Consider the following 16,535-nt stretch of genomic DNA (forward strand, 5'->3'; position numbering starts at 1 on the left):
TTCAGGCCTTGCGGCGGAACACCGGCTTCACCGGCCGCCCGCCCAGCCACGGCGACGGGTCGCCCGCGTCCAGGGCCTTGCGGTAGACCACGCAGGCCCCGGAGACGACCTCGACGGTGTGGTCGATGTCCGCGTCCGTCAGGGCCGCGCTGACCACGAACGACGGACCCAGCACGCCGCCCGTCACGAGCTGGCGCAGGAACAACGTGCGGTAGTCCTGCGACGGCGCGCCGGACGCGTCGAGCGTGCCGAAGACCAGGTTGCTGTCGCGGCCGCGCACCACCACGTGGTCGGCCACATCGTGCGACGCGGCCACCTCGCGGACGCCGGCGGCCAGCCGCGCACCCAGCGCGTGCAGCCGGGCGGTGACGTCCTCGGCCTCGTAGGTGTCCATCACGGCGATCGCCGCGGCCAGCGAGTGCGTCTCGGCGCCGTGGGTGGTGGACAGGAGGAACACGCGGTCGCGCGAGTCGCGCAGGCCGCCGAGCTCCATGAACTCGCGCTTGCCGGCCAGTGCCGACACCGCGAAGCCGTTGCCGAGCGCCTTGCCGAACGTCGAGAGGTCCGGCGTGACGCCGAACAGCCCCTGCGCGCCGTGCTCGGAGAGGCGGAAGCCGGTGATCATCTCGTCGAAGACCAGCAGCGCGCCGTGGCGGTGGGCGAGGTCGCGCAGGCTCGCGAGGTACCCGTCGGGCGGGTCCTGCTGCGTCGCGGCCTCCAGGATCAGGCACGCGATCTGCCCGTCGTGCTGCTGCAGCAGGGCTTCGGTCGCCGCGAGGTCGCCGTACGGGAAGCGCACGGTCAGGTCCGTGATCTCACCCGGGATGCCGGCCGCCATGGCCGTGGTGCCGATGAACCAGTCGTCGGTGGAGAAGAACGCGTGGTCGGCGCACAACGCGACCAGCGGCCGGCCCGTCACGGCACGCGCGAGCCGCACGGCGGCCGTCGTCGCGTCGGAGCCGTTCTTGGTGAACTTGACCATGTCCGCGGTCGGCACGTTCTCGAGGAACCGCTCCGCGGCCTCGGCTTCCACAATGGACGGACGCGCGAAGTTGCTGCCCCGCTCGATCTCGCGGCGCACGGCCTCGGTCACGCGCGGGTGGGCGTGCCCGAGGCTCACCGACCGCAGGCCCGAGCCGTACTCCACGTACTCGTTGCCGTCGACGTCCCACACGTGCGCGCCGCGGCCGTGGGAGATCACGGGCGCGAGGTGCTCGGGGTACTGGTCCTCACCCTTGGCGTAGGTGTGCGCGCCGCCGGGGATCACCCGGTGCAGCCGCTCGTTCGCGGCACGGGAGCGGGGCAGGTCCATTGTGGTCACCTTCTAGGTCTGCAGCGCCTCAGCCAGCGAGGGCGCGGTCTTGTCGCGTTCGGACATCAGCGTGGGCGGCAGCGGCCACGGAATGGCGAGTTGAGGATCGTTATAGGCGATACTGACGTCTTCGTCCGGATTGTGCACGCGATCGATGCGATACGAGACATCAGCGATATCGGAAAGTGCCTGAAACCCGTGTGCGCACCCGGCGGGGATGTAAATGCTCACCTGGGTGTCGTCGGAAAGCCGGAACGTCTCCATGGCCCGGAAAGTCGGCGACTCCGGCCGAAGGTCCACGACCACGTCGAACACCTCGCCGAACGAGCACCGCACCAGTTTCGCCTCGCCGTCGCCCGAGCGCAGGTGCATCGCGCGCACCACGCCCCGCACGGACCGCGACACGCTGTCCTGCACGAACGCGTCCGGGTCGATGCCGACGGACCGCGCGACGTCCGCGTCGAACGTGCGCGAGAAGAACCCGCGTTCGTCGCGGTGCGGCGTCGGCTGGAAGAGGATCAGGCCGGAGATCGCCGGCACGGGAATGGCTTTCATCGGGCCTCCGAAACGGGGAACAGTGTGGACGACAACACGGCGAACTGGGATTTCAGCCGTTGCTTGTTGTCCTCGTTGCGTTCGTCCAGCGTCGCTTTCAGTTCCGTCGCGCGGTGTTCCAGCTCCTCGAACTGCGCGATCAGCCGCGGCACGTCAACCGACCGCGCTTCCTGGCAGAACTCGCCGAGGCCCATTTCGGCCATCAGCACGTCGTTCTTCTTCGCGTACCCGATCGCGACGGTCGGTTTCCCGGCCTTCAGCGCGCACAGCACGTTGTGGTAGCGCGTGGCCACGACCGTACCGACGCCGGCCATCGCGGTCATCAGCTCGCCCAGTGACCCCGGCGGCTCGGCCGTGACCAGCGGTGAGTCCACCTCGGCCACGATCTCGTCCACCACGGCGAGGTCGGCCCGGTCACCGATGAACAGCCGCACCGGCCGGCGGTCGGCCACGAGGTACCGCACGAACTCCGTCAGCGAGTCCACATAGGACCGGTAGATCTCCTCGCCCCGCGCCCGGTCGTCGTTCCCGCCGAAGTAGGCCATCACGCCGACCCCCACGGCCCGGGGGTCTTCGTCCGCGACCGGCGTCGGCAACGCGAACGCCAGGTCCGGGTACACGTTGTCACCCGCGGTCCGCACGCCCATGTCCGCCATGGCCGAACGCGACAGCTCGTCGCGGTAGGACCGGTACGCGGCGAGCTGCGCCGCCTGCCGCACCAGGAACCGCGTGGCCGGCATGGTGATCCGGTCGGCGCCCACGCTGACGAGCGCCACCTTCGTGCCGAACAGCCGCCCCAGCAGCGAAAGCAGGAACAACGCGTAGGGGAAACCCCACGGCCGCAACGGGAGCGTCGCCTCCAGCACGCCCATGCCCGGCACGATCACCACGTGCTGGCGGCGCACCCAGCGTGCCGTGCGCACCACGTCGACGAGCTTGCCCAGTGCCTTCGTGGCGATCGCGCGCACGCCGGCCGCCGTGCGGTACTCATCGGAGTACCAGTTCAGCCGGGTGGCGGGCACGCCGTAGCGGGCCTGCACGACGTCCGGGCCGCCGCAGAACGCCGACACCGCGGCGTCCGGGTGTTCCGCGCGCAGGAAACCGAGCACGGCTTCCAGCGACCCGTCGTTGCCGAGGTTGCCCGAGCCCAGGAGCCCGAACACACCGACGCGTGTGGTCACGAAACCCGCCGTTCGCGGCCGGCCACGACCAGGTCGACGGTCATCGACAGCTCGTCGGCCGCCACCGGCGCGCGGTCCTCCACCCGCTCCCCGGCGCCGCCCGGGCGCGCGCGGCTCGTGAACCACTCGACCAGCGCGAGGTAACACGCCCGGCGTTCGCGCGAAGACAGCGGCGCCTTGCGGATGCCGTGCACGTAACCCCACACGTACTCGGCCAGCAGCCGCGCCGTCGGGTTCGTGATCGGGTTGCCGCGCTTCGGGTCGAGGTTCGCGCACCGCGAGCGCTTGCTCGGGTTCGCGCGTTCGGCGCGGTCCGGGTGGTCGCGGCGGAAGTACAACAGCTCCGGCACCTGGTGGAACGGCCCGTGCAGCGCCAGCTCGGCCACGTAGGTGCGGTCGGCGTGGTGGTAGCTGTCCATCGGCGTGACGCGGCGCAGCACGTCGGTGCGCATCACGCCGTAGAAGTCGTCGCCGCCGGGTTCGAACAGCAGGCTCTTGAACCGCGTCGACGGCCGCGGCGCATCGGTCTTGTGCACATAGTCCAACGGCACGGTCACCGCGCCGTTCTCGTCGATGATCGCCTGGTGCGAGTGAGCCAGGATCACCTCGGGCCGCTCGTCGAGCGCCGCGATGCACTTGGCCAGCAGTTCGCGCCCGTAGAGGTCGTCGTGCGAGGCCCACTTGAACAGCTCGCCGCGCGCCATGTCGAGCAGCACGTTGTGGTTGGGCGTCGCGCCGATGTTGCGGGCCTGGCGCACGTAGCGGATGCGCGAGTCCTTGCCCGCGTACTGGCGGCAGATCTCTTCGGTGCCGTCGGCCGACGCGTTGTCGGAGATGACCAGTTCGAAGTCCTCGTACGTCTGACCGAGCAACGCGTCGAGCGCCTCGCCCAGGAACTCCTCGCCGTTGTACACGGGCAGACCGATGGTCAGCCGGGGAACCGCGCTCATCCCGTTCTCATTTCTGTCATTCCGTCTGACGCCGAATGAAGCTCTTCATGGCTGAACGATCCTGAAACCGGGCGGAACTCGAGGGAGTGCTCGCCCGTGCGCGGCGCCGGCGTGGCGGGGACGTTCTCCGCGATGGCGAAGTGGTCGCGCAGCGCGATCCGCAGCTGCCACCACCACACGGCCGAGCCGGTGATCGTCGCGATCGCGACACCCCACTCCGACCCGGCGGCACCGCCCAGAGCGGCCCCGATCAAGCCGAACACGACGTAGAACACCGAAGCGATCAGCTGCGAACGCAGGCTGCGCTTCGCCGTGCCCAGCGCGCGCAGGCCCGCCGTCGCGCCGGTTGTGAAGCTCGCGCCGACCACGGCGAACGTCACCGGCAGGATCAGCAGCGACGACGTGTCCCACAGCGAACCGAGCACGAACCGGCCCGCCTCGGCCGGGATGAGCAGCAGCAGCCCGAGGCCCCACGCCAGCGCGGCCGCGGCCTGCACCCCGCCGAGGACCACGCAGAAGTGCCACAGCCGGTGCGGCGAGCGCTGCAGCACCCGCGCGCCTTCGGCCACCGTGACCAGCGAAAGCCCCATCAGCAACGCGAGGAACGGCCCGAGCAGCTGCTCCGCACCGCGCACCGTGCCGACGGCGGCGAGACCGGCGACCGCACCCAGCCCGTACGCGCGCAGCTGCGAAGACCCGCTGTTGCTCACGTTCTCCAGCAGGTAGCGCACGCCCAGCTCGCGGTGGTCGCGCAGCCACGCGCGCACCCCGCCCAGCCGCGGCAGCACGCTCGTCTGCACCCACCCGAACGCCGCGGCGACGCCGGCCGAACAGCCCCAGGCCAGCAGGAACGCGACCACGGTGCCGTAGCGCGCACCGATCACCAGCGCCGGGAACAGCGCCACGGCCTGGATGCCGTCGTTCACGAACGCCTTCTGCCCGGTACCCGCCGCGAAGAAGCCGAACCGCCACGAGTCCTGCACCAGCAGGAACGGCAGCACCACGCCGAGCGCCACGAACGCGCCGCCCAGCGACCCGCCCACGATCAGTCCGAACAGGACGCTCACGATCCCGCTCGCGACCCCCACGAGCAGCGCCGTGCCCACGGCCTGGCCGAGCGCCTCGCGCCAGCGCGCCTTGGGAACCCCGGAGAACCGCACCATCAGCGGGTCGGTGGCCAGGCCGCGCGAGACGTTGAGGATCACGCCGTAGGTGACCCACGCGATGCTGAACAGGCCGAACGCCGCCGCACCCAGCGATCGCGCGACGTAGAGGCCCACCACGAAGTTGGTCAGGCTCGACACGGCCTGGTCGCCCAGGCCCCAGCTCAGCCGCCCCGCCATGGCGCGGACGGCCCGCGAACGCAGGATCGGAGGCACTCGGCCTCACTCCTTGAGCAGGCCGGCGACCTGCAGGGCCTGGGCCGCGGTGGCCACGGCGCCGAACGGCAGGTCCGCGCGTTCGGCGATGTCGAGGAGGCTGTGCTCGCCGTCGGAGTAGGACAGCACCCACAGCATCGCCATCTGCGCTTCCTTGGCGTCGCTGCGGCCGCCGAGCGAGTCGTACAGCCCGCGCTTGCCGAGCTGCGGCTCGCCGTAGGGGCTGAGGTTCACGTACCGGCGGTTGCGCTCCAGCACCGAGAACGCCGTCTGCAGCGTGTCGAGCGTGTCCTCCATGGCCTCCGGCGAGACGAAGGCCGGGTTGTCGGCCGACGTGTGGTACTCCGGGTAACCCGCGTACGGCGTGCGCGTGAGGGACCCGACGCCCAGGTTGAAGCCGGGGGAGCAGAACTGCCGCTCGTCGTAGCCGTACGGCGAGAACGCGCGGATCTCGTGCGGCTTGTCCTTGAGCACGTGGGCCATCACGCGGTCGATGTCGGCGTCACCGCGGCGGCTTTGCTTGTACGTCAACGAGCCGCGGTCGCCGGCGCAGGCCAGCACCACGCCGTGCTTCACGCGGTCGACGTGCTCGGCGTTGCGTGCGAGCCAGGTGATCGCGCCGATCGTGCCCGGCATGAACAGGAACCGGTACGTGAAGTGCGGCTTTTCCGCCGCCAGCCCCTGCGCCAGCGACACGGCCACCGCGATGCCCGCGAGGTTGTCGTTGGCCAGCGACGGGTGGCAGACGTGGCACGACACGATCACCTCGTCGCCCACCTCGCCGGGCACGACGTGCTCGCCGTAGGTGAGCGAGCCGTCGGCCAGCGTCGAGTCGATCTTCACGTGGTAATCGCCCTCGGGCAACGCGTCGAGCACGTCCAGCGCGACGCAGAAACCCCAGGTGGGCGAGTAGTAGCTGGTCCGGTAGGGGACCCAGGAGGGGCTTTCGGGCAGCGTGTGCAGGCGCCCGCGAAGTTCGGCGAGGCTCATCGTCTCGTCCACCGGCACGCTGTAGCCGACCACGTGCAGGTTCGACTCGCGGAAGTCGATCACGCGCCGGCCGGAGGCATCCGCGACGTACGCGTCGCGGATGTTCCACTCCTGCGGCACGGTCCAGTCCAGCACCTGCGTGCCGGTGGGCACCTCGTGCACCTTCAGGTCCAGGTGCTCACCGACGATCGCCAGCGTCTGCCGGACGCCGTCCCCCGTGATGCTGCGGCAGAGCGGGTAAAGCCGCTCCACCAGCGCGTGCATCTCGCCCCCCGTGAGCATCAGCGCTGCCGCAGCGTGTCGTCGACGGCTCCCGCAGCCTGACGGTCGGACAGCCAGTTGAGTCGCGTGAAGCGGCGCTCGAACTGCTCCTTGGTGAGCTCGTAGGCGCGGTAGGCGTCGATCAGCTGCAGCGCGCCGTCCTTCACGCCCCACTCGCACTCGAAGCCCGGGATCGCCTCGCGGAAGCGCGAGAAGTCCACGCGGTACGAGCGCGGATCGGCGCCGGCCTCGCCGGTGATGCGCAGCTTGGAGCCGGGCACGGCCTCCACGACCTCCTGCGCGATCTCCGCCACGGTGACGTTGTTGCGCTCGGTGCCGATGTTGAACGCCTTGTTGTGCACGGCCTCGCGCGGCGCGTCGAGCGCGGCCGTGAAGGCGCGGGCGATGTCGCGCGCGTGAACCAGCGGGCGCCACGGCGTGCCGTCGGACAGCACGAGCACCTCGCCCGAGAGGTAGGCGTGGCCCACGAGGTTGTTGAGCACGATGTCGGCGCGCAGCCGCGGCGAGAAGCCGAACGCGGTGGCGTTGCGCATGTACACCGGGGTGAAGCCGTCATCCGCGAGCTTCGAGACCTCGTCCTCCACGCGCACCTTCGACTCCGCGTACGGCGTGACCGGCCGCAGCGGCGCGTCCTCGTCGACCAGGCCGCCGCCGCCCGAGGCGCCGTAGACCGAGCAGGTGGACGCGTACAGGTACCGGCCGACGCCGGCGTCCTTGGCCAGCTGGGCGAGCCGGACCGACGCGTGGTGGTTGATGTCGTAGGTGAGCTCCGGCGCGAGCGAGCCCAGCGGGTCGTTCGACAGCGCGGCCAGGTGGATCACCGCGTCGAAGCCCTCGAGGTGCTCGGGCCGCACGTCGCGCAGGTCGACGGTGATCGACGGCAGGTCCTTCGGAGCCGGCCCCAGGAGGCAGCCCGCGAAGAGCCCGGAGTCGAGGCCGACGACGTCGTGTCCGGCTTCGGTGAGCACCGGCGCCATCACCGTGCCGAGGTATCCCGTGTGCCCGGTCAGCAACACCCGCATGTCAGTCAGCCCCTCAGGTCGAGAACGAGTTTGTTCAGTTCGAACGCTTCCGCGTACCGCTGCTGGCATTCGATGCCGCGGATGCGGGCGAGGCCCAGGAAGGCCTCGCGGTCGTACCAGGGGCGGTGGCGCTGGGAGGCGTAGTGCTCCTGCAACAGCCGCACCTTCTGCTCGGCCAGCTCGTCCGCGAGCGGGACGTAGGCCGGGAGGCGGCCGAGGTCGCCGTCCCACTTCACGATCTCGTAGCCCAGCGCCAGGTACCCGCGGTAGACCGTGGGCACCAGCTGCGCGAGGCCGCGGTGGTCCTGGTGCGCGTCGACGGTGCGCGGTGCGAAGACCACGTCCGGGTCGGTGCGCTGCTTGAGCTCTTCCAGCGCGTTCTTGGCCTCGTCCCAGTGGGCCGGGAGGCGGCCGTCGGGGAGCTTCAGCACCGTGACGTCGAGGTCCGCGCCCGGGCAGAACGCGGCGAGCGCCGCCCGTTCCTCGGCCTCGCGTTCGGTGCCGCCGCCCGACAGCACCAGCGCGTCGACGCGGAGGCCGGGCCGCTGCTCGCAGATCGTGAGCAGCGTCCCGCCGGCGCCGATGGCGATGTCGTCGCAGTGCGCACCCAGCACCACGACGCTGTCGAGCTTTTCCGCGCCGAGCTTGATCACGCGTGCACCCGGTCCCGTTCCCACAGCGCCCACGGCCGGTCGCCGCGGGTGTAGCCCTCGTCGAGCGCGAAGCGTTCCTTCACGGTGTCGGTCGGCTTCCAGAACCCGCGGTACGGGTAGGCCAGCAGCCGGCCGCGCTTGGCGAGCTCGCCGCAGCCGTCGGCGACCAGGTCGCCGTTCTCCGGGATGTGGTCGAAGATCTCCTGGCGCAGCACGAAGTACCCGCCGTTCTCCCACAGCGGCATGTCGCTGACCGGCGTGATCGAGCCGATGAGCCCGCCCTCGTCCATCTCCACGCAGTGGAACGACGACTGCGGCGGCACGACCATCATCGACGCGCCGGCGTCGGTCTGCTCGAAGCGCTCCACCATCTTGTCCAGCGGCGCGTCGGTCAGCACGTCGGCGTAGTTGGCGATGAACATCTCGTCGCCGTCGAGGTACTGGCGCACGCGGCGCAGGCGCTCGCCGATCGGCGACTCGATGCCGGTCTGCACGAAGGAGATGGTCCAGTCGGAGATGTCGGTGCTCAGGAGTTCGGGTTTTCCGTCGCGGAGCACGAAGTCGTTGGACGTCGTCTCCTTGTAGTTGAGGAAGAACTCCTTGATGTGGTGGGCGCCGTAGCCCAGGCACAGCACGAACTCGGTGTGGCCGAAGTGCGCGTAGTAGCGCATCACGTGCCAGATCAGCGGTCTCGGCCCGACCATGGCCATCGGCTTGGGCACGTCGGAGGCGTCTCCGTTGCGCATCCGCATGCCGTAGCCGCCGCAGAACAGGACTACCTTCACTTGTTCACCTCGACGATCTCGAGACGGGGGATCGGGAACACGAGCCGCCCGCCCCAGTCGTCTACATAGGACAGTTGTTCGGTGAGTTCCTTCCTGAGGTTCCAGGGAAGGACGAGGACGTAGTCGGGCTTGTCGGCCGCGATGCGCTCGGGCTCGAGGATCGGCACGCGCGTGCCCGGGGTGAACCGGCCGTGCTTGTACGGGTTGCGGTCGACGGTGTAGGCCAGCACGTCGGGCCGGATGCCGCAGTGGTTCAGCAGCGTGTTGCCCTTGCCGGGTGCGCCGTAGCCCACCACGGTCTTGCCCTCCTTGGCCGCCTTGACCAGGAACTCCAGCAGGTCGAGGCGCACGCGCGTGACGCGCTCGGCGAACTCGGTGTAGCCCGACAGCTCGTGCAGGCCCGCGGCCTTCTCGCGCGCCAGCACGTCGACCATCCGCGCGCTCGGCTCGCCGGCGACCTCCATGGGCCGTGCCCACAGGCGGATCGAGCCACCGTGCGTGGGCAGCAGCTCGACGTCCACAACGGACAGTCCGCCGACCGCGAGCGCCCGGCGCGCGGATTCCACGGTGTAGTACTGGAAGTGCTCGTGGTAGATCGTGTCGTACTGGTTCTCGCTGATCAGCGTGAGCAGGTGCTGCACCTCGATGCTGACCCAGCCGTCGTCGGCGACCAGGGCGCGCAGGCCGTGGGTGAAGCCGATGATGTCGGGGATGTGCGCGTAGACGTTGTTCGCCGCGACCAGGTCCGCCGGCCCGTGTTCCTCGCGAACGTCGCGCCCCGTCTCGGGACTGAGGAACGCCGTCTTCGTCGGCACGCCCTTGTCGCGCGCCGCCTGCCCGACGTTCACCGACGGCTCGACACCCAGGCACCGGATGCCCCGCTCGACGACGTGCTGCAGGAGGTAACCGTCATTGCTCGCCACCTCGACCACGAACGAGTCGGGCCCCAGCCCGAGCCGCTCGGCCGATTCGGTGACGTACTGGCGCGCGTGCTCCACCCACGACGTCGAATACGACGAGAAGTACGCGTAATCGGTGAACGTGTCCTCGGGAGTGATCAGCGGCGGGATCTGCGCCAGCCAGCACTCCGTGCAGACCTGCAGGTGCAGCGGGTAGGTGTTCTCGGGCTCGGCCAGCTGTTCCGCGGTCAGGAACCGCTCACACGGCGGGGTCGCTCCGAGATCGACGACACTCACCAGAGCTGTCGAACCGCAGAGTCGGCATGTGGTCATCAACGGGCTCCTCGGCTCGCGGCTTGCGTGCTAGACACGTCGATGACCAGCGGGGGCTCGTTACAGCGAGCGTGTGAGGGGTGGAGCACCGTTTTCTGAATGAGATGTGCTCAGCCCGGTTCGCGACGCTTTTCCCGGCCTGTTCTCCTGGTGGGAGCGGGGGATTGGCGTGGTCTTTACCTTGCCGGAGCCGTGTGCGGAGAGTAACGCCGCGCCGGGGTGCGTGGGTTTTTCCCGCACCCCGGCGCGGGGCTGTTGCTGCGTCGCGAGGGTGGTCTAGAGCTTTTCAGCCGCCGGGATGACATCCGTCGCGAACTTCTCGATCACCCGCGGATCGGGCACGCCCGGGATCCACCCCGTGGCGGCGTGGATGCCGAGCTCGGCGAGCTGGCCCAGCTCGTCGAGGAGCTGCCCGGTCTTCTCGCCGTTCTCGCCGATGTCGAGCCACAGCGCGACGGTTTTGGTGATCTCGTCGTAGTCGCGGCCGACGGCGTCGCAGTGCTGCTTGAGCACGTCGAGCTTGTGCGCCAGGTCGGGACCTGGGAAGAGGTTGCAGAGGTCGGCGTACTGCGCGACGAACCGCAGCGTCTTCTTCTCGCCGCTGCCGCCGATCAGGATCGGCGGGTGGGGGCGTTGCAGGGACTGCGGCGAGTTGAGCAGGCGCTCGCCCTCGAAGTGCTTGCCGGAGAACGCGTCGTCGCCGTCGGCCCACATCTGCAGGACGTAGCGCAGGGCGTCTTCCAGCTGTTCGAAGCGCTCTTTGAGCGGCGGGAAGCGGAAGCCGAGGCCGCGGGATTCCTCTTCGTTCCAGCCGGCGCCGATGCCGAGGATGGCGCGCCCGCCCGACAGCACGTCGAGCGTCGTGACGGCCTTCGCGAGCAGGCCAGGGTGCCGGTAGATCACGCCACTGACGAGCGTGAGCAGCTTGACGCGCGACGTGTGCGCGGCGAGGAAGCCCAGGGTCGTGTACGCCTCCAGCATCTCGCGCTCCGGCGGGCCGTAGCGCGAGATCTGGAAGAAGTGGTCCATCACCGACAGGTACTCGAACCCGGCCTCGTCGACGGCCCGAGCCACCGTGGCGAGGTCGGGCCCGAGTGCCGCCGGACCGTTCGGCCAGGTCAGCTGGGGGAGGTGCAGTCCGAGTTTCATCCCAGCTTCTCGACCGCCGGGATGACGTCCGTGGCGAACTTCTCGATCGCCGAGACGTCCGGCAGCGTCGGGATGCTGCCGATGGCCGCGTGGAAGCCCAGGCCGTGGAGGCGCTCCAGCTCCGCCACGAGCTCGCCGGTCTTCTCGCCGTTCGGGCCGATGTCGAGGGTGTGGTAGACGGTCTTGGTGATCTCGTCGTAGTCGCGGCCCTCGTTCTCGCAGTGCTGCTTCAGCACGTCGAGCTTGTGCTCCACGTCGGGGGCGTTGAAGATGTTGCACGCGTCGCCGTACTTGGCGACGAAGCGCAGCGTCTTCTTCTCCCCGCCGCCGCCGATCATGATCGGCGGGTGGGGGCGCGTGATCGGCTGGGGCGAGTTCAGCAGGCGCTCGGCCTCGAAGTGCTTGCTGGAGAACGCGGCGTCGCCGTCGGCCCACATCTGCAGGATGTACTGCAGGTTCTCCTCGAGCAGCTCGAAGCGCTCGGCGGTGGACGGGAACGGGAAGCCGAGGCCCTTCGACTCCTCCTCGTTCCAGCCGGCGCCGATGCCGAGCACCGCGCGGCCGCCGGAGAGCACGTCCAGCGTGGTGATGGCCTTCGCGAGCAGGCCCGGGTGGCGGTAGATCACGCCGGTGATCACCGTGAGCAGCTTCGCGCGCTCGGTGTGCGCGGCGAGGAAGCCCAGCGCCGTGTACGCCTCGAGCATCTCGTTCTCGCTCGGCCCGACGCCGCGGATCTGGAAGAAGTGGTCCATCACGGCCAGGTACTCGAAGCCGGCCTGGTCGGCCGAGCGCGCGACGGAGGCCAGGTCGGCGCCGAGCTTCGACGGACCGTTCGGCCAGGTGAAGTTGGGGATCTGCAGTCCGAGTTTCATAAAACCGAACGTATACCTGGAGTTACACCAGCTGCGCGGTCAGAAATTGTGGATGACGGAAACGGTTCCGTGCAAGGGATCCGTCACGTAAACAGCGCGCGAACGCTGGTCGACCGCGACGTCGCCCGGATTCACGCCGAGGCTCAGCTCACCCGTCAGCACGCCGGCCTTGCCGTCCACGCGGGACAGTCCGTTCTGGCCGCCGTTGGTGTAGATCGTGTCAGTGCCTTGGTGCACGGCGATCGCCGAAGCTTCGCTGCGCAGCAGCACGGTCTTGCTCTGCTTGCGCGTCACGCCGTCCACAATGGACATGTGGTGGATCGCCGAGTTGGCCACGAACACGGTGCCGCTCGTCTCGTGCACCACCACTCCCGTGGGTGACGCGCCGACCCCGGCGCTGCCGGTGAACTTGCCGGCGTCGATGTCGTACACCTCGACCGAGGCGGTGGTGGGGCTCGTGCAGTAGGCGACGCGCCGCCCGGTGTCGAGCGCGATGCCCGCGAGGCTCGGCTTCGGCGCCGCCACCATCCGCAGCGTGGTGAGGCTGAGGGTGTCGAGGACGGCGAGCGTGCCCTTCGTGCCGCTCACGGCGTAGACCTTGTTCGCCGTCGAGTCCACGGCGAGCGACGACGCGCCGGCGCCCGCGCCGATGACACTCACCGTCTGGTGGCTCAGCGCGTCGAGCGCGATCACGGTGCCGCCCGGCGGGTTGGCCACGTACACGCGGTTGGCGGCCGAGTCCACGGCGACGTCGCTGGGCTTGCCGCCGACGGTGATGATCGTGGTCACGCGCCCCGCGGCCGGGTCGATCACGGCGACGGAGCCGGAGTTCGAGTCGGTCACGTACACCAGCCCCGTGACCGGATTCACCGCGACGGCCGTGAGCCGCCCGCCGACGTCGACCACGCTCACCTGCTCCGCCCACGCGGTCGCGGGGAGCACGGCTGTGGCCACACCCGCCGTGGCCAGGGCGAACAGCCCTCGTCGGCTCAGTTCGGGACCGTGCATCGCCCACCTCCGCCGAGGAAGATCACCTGGGGAAAACTTTCCCGACCCTAACCCGCTGGTGGATCATGCGAAGGAACTTCGGGTCCCCCGATCGCGTTGTTTCCGATGAGTAATCACCCTTGAGAGCGGACGGAGGCGAGCCGCGTGCACAAGCACCAGAACGGGCTGAAGACGGCGTTGCTCCTCGGTCTGCTGTCGGCGATCATCATCGCGATCAGCAGCCTCTTCGGCCGCGGCGCCCTGATCATCGGCCTGGTGCTGGCCCTCGGGGTCAACGCGTACGCCTACTTCAACTCCGAGAAGCTCGCCCTGCGCGCCATGCGCGCGCGGCCGGTGTCGGAGGTCGAGCAGCCCGTGATGTACCGCATCGTGCGCGAGCTGGCCACCACCGCGCGCCAGCCGATGCCCGCGCTGTACCTCAGCCCCACGGTCGCGCCCAACGCGTTCGCCACCGGCCGCAGCCCGCAGCACGCCGCTGTGTGCTGCACGACGGGCATCCTCGACCTGCTCAACGAGCGAGAGCTGCGCGCCGTCCTCGGCCACGAGCTGTCGCACGTCTACAACCGGGACATCTTGATCTCCTGCGTCGCCGGCGCGCTCGCGAGCGTGATCAGCGTGCTCGCCAACCTGGCGTTCTTCTTCGGCGGCAACAACCGCGACGGCAACCCGTTCGTGTCGCTGCTGCTGGTTCTCGTCGGCCCCATCGCCGCGTCGGTGATCAAGCTCGCCGTCAGCCGCTCCCGCGAGTACCAGGCGGACGCCTCGGGCGCCGAGCTCACGGGCGACCCGCTCGCCCTGGCCTCGGCCCTGCGCAAGCTCGAAAGCGGCACGCGCGCGGCGCCCCTGGCCCCCGAACCGGCGGTCGTCTCGCAGTCGCACCTGATGATCGCCAACCCGTTCCGCCCGGGCGCCGGCCTGTCGAAGCTGTTCTCGACGCACCCGCCGATCGAGGACCGCATCCGCCGCCTGGAAGCGATGGCTCGGGGCTTCTGAGTTACGCCCCCGTCGCACCCAACGACTGAGCGACACTCATCACGTAGTCCCCATACCCCGACTTCGCGAGCTTCGTCCCCAGCGCATAACACTCGTCCGGGCTGATGAAGCCCATCCGGGCCGCGATCTCCTCCAGGCAGGCGATGCGCACGCCCGTGCGGTGTTCGAGCACCTGCACGAACTGGCCGGCCTCCAGCAGCGAGTCGTGGGTGCCCGTGTCGAGCCAGGCGAAGCCGCGGCTGAGCTCGATGAGGGTGGCGCGGCCTTCGCGCAGGTAGGTGAGGTTGACGTCCGTGATCTCCAGCTCGCCGCGGTGCGACGGCTGGAGCGCGCGCGAGATGTCGACGACCCCGTTGTCGTAGAAGTACAGCCCGGTGATCGCGTTGTTGGACCGCGCCTTGGCCGGCTTCTCTTCGATCGACACGAGCTTGCCGGACCCGTCGATCTCGCCGACGCCGTAGCGCTCGGGGTCCTTGACGCGGTACCCGAACAGCACGCAGCCGTCGAGGTCGGTCGACGCGTCCTGCAGGGTGCGCGAGAAACCCTGGCCGTAGAAGATGTTGTCGCCCAGGACCAGCGCCACGGAGTCGTCGCCCACGAAGTCGGCGCCGATGACGAAGGCCTCGGCCAGACCGTTGGGGCTGGGCTGCTCGGCGAAGCTGAACGACAGCCCGAACTGGCTGCCGTCACCCAGCAGGCGCCGGAAGTTCGGCAGGTCGGCGGGCGTGGAGATCACCAGGATCTCGCGGATCCCCGCCAGCATGAGCACCGAGATCGGGTAGTAGATCATCGGCTTGTCGTAGACCGGCAGCAGCTGCTTCGACACGGCCTGCGTGATCGGGTGCAGCCGCGTCCCGCTGCCGCCCGCCAGCACGATGCCCTTCATCCGTCTCCTCACTCGTGGCGTTCAGCGTTCCGAGTGAGTGTGTCAGCCCATCGGACCTTTGCCGAAGTAGGCCTTGCAGCCGAGGTTGTACTCGGTGGCGATCTCCAGCACGTTCTTCCCGCCGTCCACCGGCAGCAGCGTGGACGAGTAGTTGGGGCAGAAGTTGTTGTAGATGCCGGTGATGAGGATGGGGGCGGGCAGCGGGTACCAGTTGCCGGCGCCGAGGTTGTCGTTGGCGAGCAGGGTCTGGCCGTTGCCGGTGACGGGCGTGCCCTTGGCGTTGGTGTAGATCTGCCCGACCATGACCAGCCGCACGCCGTTCGGGCCGCCGGGGAACAGCGTGACAGTCTGCGCGTGCTGGAAGTAGTTGCCGCTGGCGGTGTTCACGCGCGTGCCCGGATCGGCCGGATCGCCCCAGTTCGCGCCGTCCGCGGAGATCTTGTAGTACGGGTCGCAGTAGCGGTCGCCGTAGTTGCAGATCTCGTAGCTGAACCAGTACCGGCCGTCGGGTAGGCGCCGGATGATCGGCATGCCCGGGCGGACGCGGTCGGGCGGGATGGCCAGCGTGAGCTGCTTGGTGCCCCAGTGGATCCCGTCGGTGGACGCGACGCGGTTGAGCACCTGCGCGTACTTCGGGGCCTGGGTCTCGTCGGCGTAGTGCAGCCAGAGCGTGCCGCCGGCGTCGACGGTGAACTCGGGCTCCCAGATGCCGTCGTGGTTGTGCGAGATCGCGGCCTCGGACAGGTACGTCCAGCGCTTCCCGCCGTCGGAGCTGGCCCAGACCTTGATGCCGATGCGCCGCTGGGCTCCGGCGTCCTGCCGGTAGCTCGCGGCCCACAGCACGGTGCCCGCGCGCAGCCGGCCGACGCGTTGGGGCAGCTCGTAGAGGGTGCCGCAGCATTCGCCGAGCTTGCCGTCGGGGTCGCGGATCTCGCCGATCTTGTGGAAGCTCGCGCCCTCGTCGGTGCTTTCCATGATGGGCGTGAACTTGCCGCCGGCGTCCTCGCTCGTGAGCGACGCGAGGATGTGGCCCTTGCCGAACGGTGAGTACTGCAGCCGGATCAGCCGCGCGTACGAGCCGTACCCGTCCACCAGTTGCTTCTTGTCCACTACGGCCGACGCGGGCGTGAGCCCGGCGGCCACCACCACCAGTGACGTGAGGAAGGCGATCACGGGTGTCCAACGGCGCATCGACGAACCTCTCTCGCGGGCGGGCCGCGCGATTACACCACGCAACCGGCCGGCTTCAGACGCTCGTTCCGGCGCTTCCGCAGGTCAGCGCTGGG

General features: G+C 69.6%; 16 protein-coding genes. 1 reads left to right on the forward strand and 15 read right to left on the reverse strand.

Translation table 11 applies throughout. The features are described 5' to 3' along the window. Nucleotide 1: 1 nt before the first annotated feature. From ACFY1H_RS11930 to ACFY1H_RS11990, 13 genes are all read right to left on the reverse strand, one after another. Nucleotides 2-1,312 (reverse strand): glutamate-1-semialdehyde 2,1-aminomutase, encoded by a 1,311-nt coding sequence (locus ACFY1H_RS11930; protein WP_386946300.1) that lies wholly within the window; start codon nucleotides 1,310-1,312, stop codon nucleotides 2-4. A gap of 12 nt (nucleotides 1,313-1,324) precedes the next feature. Further along, entirely contained in the window at nucleotides 1,325-1,867 is a 543-nt protein-coding gene (rfbC, locus tag ACFY1H_RS11935) for a dTDP-4-dehydrorhamnose 3,5-epimerase (protein ID WP_386946302.1), read from the reverse strand. Next, the gene (locus tag ACFY1H_RS11940) at nucleotides 1,864-3,048 is read right to left on the reverse strand and encodes a polysaccharide pyruvyl transferase family protein (protein ID WP_366575903.1); all 1,185 of its coding nucleotides are present in this window, start codon (nucleotides 3,046-3,048) and stop codon (nucleotides 1,864-1,866) included. Before ACFY1H_RS11940 ends, rfbC begins: the two co-directional genes overlap by 4 nt. Further along, on the reverse strand, nucleotides 3,045-3,998 hold the full coding sequence (locus ACFY1H_RS11945) for a glycosyltransferase family A protein (protein ID WP_366575901.1): 954 nt from the start codon (nucleotides 3,996-3,998) through the stop codon (nucleotides 3,045-3,047). Before ACFY1H_RS11945 ends, ACFY1H_RS11940 begins: the two co-directional genes overlap by 4 nt. After that, the gene (locus tag ACFY1H_RS11950; protein WP_366575976.1) at nucleotides 3,995-5,341 is read right to left on the reverse strand and encodes a hypothetical protein; all 1,347 of its coding nucleotides are present in this window, start codon (nucleotides 5,339-5,341) and stop codon (nucleotides 3,995-3,997) included. Before ACFY1H_RS11950 ends, ACFY1H_RS11945 begins: the two co-directional genes overlap by 4 nt. Before the next feature lie 42 nt (nucleotides 5,342-5,383). Further along, a complete protein-coding gene (locus ACFY1H_RS11955; protein WP_386946304.1) occupies nucleotides 5,384-6,649 on the reverse strand; it encodes a DUF4910 domain-containing protein in 1,266 nt (421 codons plus the stop codon). Beyond that, nucleotides 6,649-7,671, reverse strand: a complete 1,023-nt coding sequence (locus ACFY1H_RS11960) for an NAD-dependent epimerase/dehydratase family protein (protein ID WP_386946306.1) — start codon at nucleotides 7,669-7,671, stop codon at nucleotides 6,649-6,651. Before ACFY1H_RS11960 ends, ACFY1H_RS11955 begins: the two co-directional genes overlap by 1 nt. Before the next feature lie 5 nt (nucleotides 7,672-7,676). Next, nucleotides 7,677-8,324: a PIG-L family deacetylase gene (locus ACFY1H_RS11965; protein WP_366575897.1), complete on the reverse strand. Its 648-nt coding sequence runs from the start codon at nucleotides 8,322-8,324 to the stop codon at nucleotides 7,677-7,679. Beyond that, nucleotides 8,321-9,109: a glucose-1-phosphate cytidylyltransferase gene (locus ACFY1H_RS11970; protein ID WP_366575896.1), complete on the reverse strand. Its 789-nt coding sequence runs from the start codon at nucleotides 9,107-9,109 to the stop codon at nucleotides 8,321-8,323. Before ACFY1H_RS11970 ends, ACFY1H_RS11965 begins: the two co-directional genes overlap by 4 nt. Beyond that, complete coding sequence (locus ACFY1H_RS11975; protein ID WP_366575894.1) at nucleotides 9,106-10,341, reverse strand: class I SAM-dependent methyltransferase; 1,236 nt, start codon at nucleotides 10,339-10,341, stop codon at nucleotides 9,106-9,108. Before ACFY1H_RS11975 ends, ACFY1H_RS11970 begins: the two co-directional genes overlap by 4 nt. Before the next feature lie 276 nt (nucleotides 10,342-10,617). After that, nucleotides 10,618-11,490 carry an LLM class F420-dependent oxidoreductase gene (locus ACFY1H_RS11980; protein WP_366575893.1) on the reverse strand — a complete coding sequence of 291 codons (873 nt, stop codon included), beginning with the start codon at nucleotides 11,488-11,490 and terminating at the stop codon, nucleotides 10,618-10,620. Further along, nucleotides 11,487-12,362 carry an LLM class F420-dependent oxidoreductase gene (locus ACFY1H_RS11985; protein WP_366575891.1) on the reverse strand — a complete coding sequence of 292 codons (876 nt, stop codon included), beginning with the start codon at nucleotides 12,360-12,362 and terminating at the stop codon, nucleotides 11,487-11,489. Before ACFY1H_RS11985 ends, ACFY1H_RS11980 begins: the two co-directional genes overlap by 4 nt. Before the next feature lie 39 nt (nucleotides 12,363-12,401). Then, nucleotides 12,402-13,370 (reverse strand): YncE family protein, encoded by a 969-nt coding sequence (locus ACFY1H_RS11990; RefSeq protein ID WP_386946310.1) that lies wholly within the window; start codon nucleotides 13,368-13,370, stop codon nucleotides 12,402-12,404. Between the two features lie 144 nt (nucleotides 13,371-13,514). Here ACFY1H_RS11990 and htpX point away from each other — a divergent pair, with 144 nt between their 5' ends. Then, nucleotides 13,515-14,363, forward strand: coding sequence for a zinc metalloprotease HtpX (htpX, locus tag ACFY1H_RS11995; RefSeq protein WP_366575887.1), 849 nt, complete (start codon nucleotides 13,515-13,517; stop codon nucleotides 14,361-14,363). A gap of 1 nt (nucleotide 14,364) precedes the next feature. Here htpX and rfbA read toward each other — a convergent pair whose 3' ends face one another. Together rfbA and ACFY1H_RS12005 are read right to left on the reverse strand one after the other, a co-directional pair. Continuing rightward, nucleotides 14,365-15,249 (reverse strand): glucose-1-phosphate thymidylyltransferase RfbA, encoded by an 885-nt coding sequence (gene rfbA, locus ACFY1H_RS12000; protein WP_366575885.1) that lies wholly within the window; start codon nucleotides 15,247-15,249, stop codon nucleotides 14,365-14,367. Nucleotides 15,250-15,291: 42 nt separating this feature from the next. Next, the gene (locus tag ACFY1H_RS12005) at nucleotides 15,292-16,440 is read right to left on the reverse strand and encodes a sialidase family protein (RefSeq protein ID WP_366575883.1); all 1,149 of its coding nucleotides are present in this window, start codon (nucleotides 16,438-16,440) and stop codon (nucleotides 15,292-15,294) included. Between the last annotated feature and the right edge of the window lie 95 nt (nucleotides 16,441-16,535).

The sequence above is a fragment of the Amycolatopsis sp. NPDC001319 genome (assembly GCF_042896185.1).
In the GTDB taxonomy this organism is placed as follows: Bacteria; Actinomycetota; Actinomycetes; order Mycobacteriales; family Pseudonocardiaceae; genus Amycolatopsis.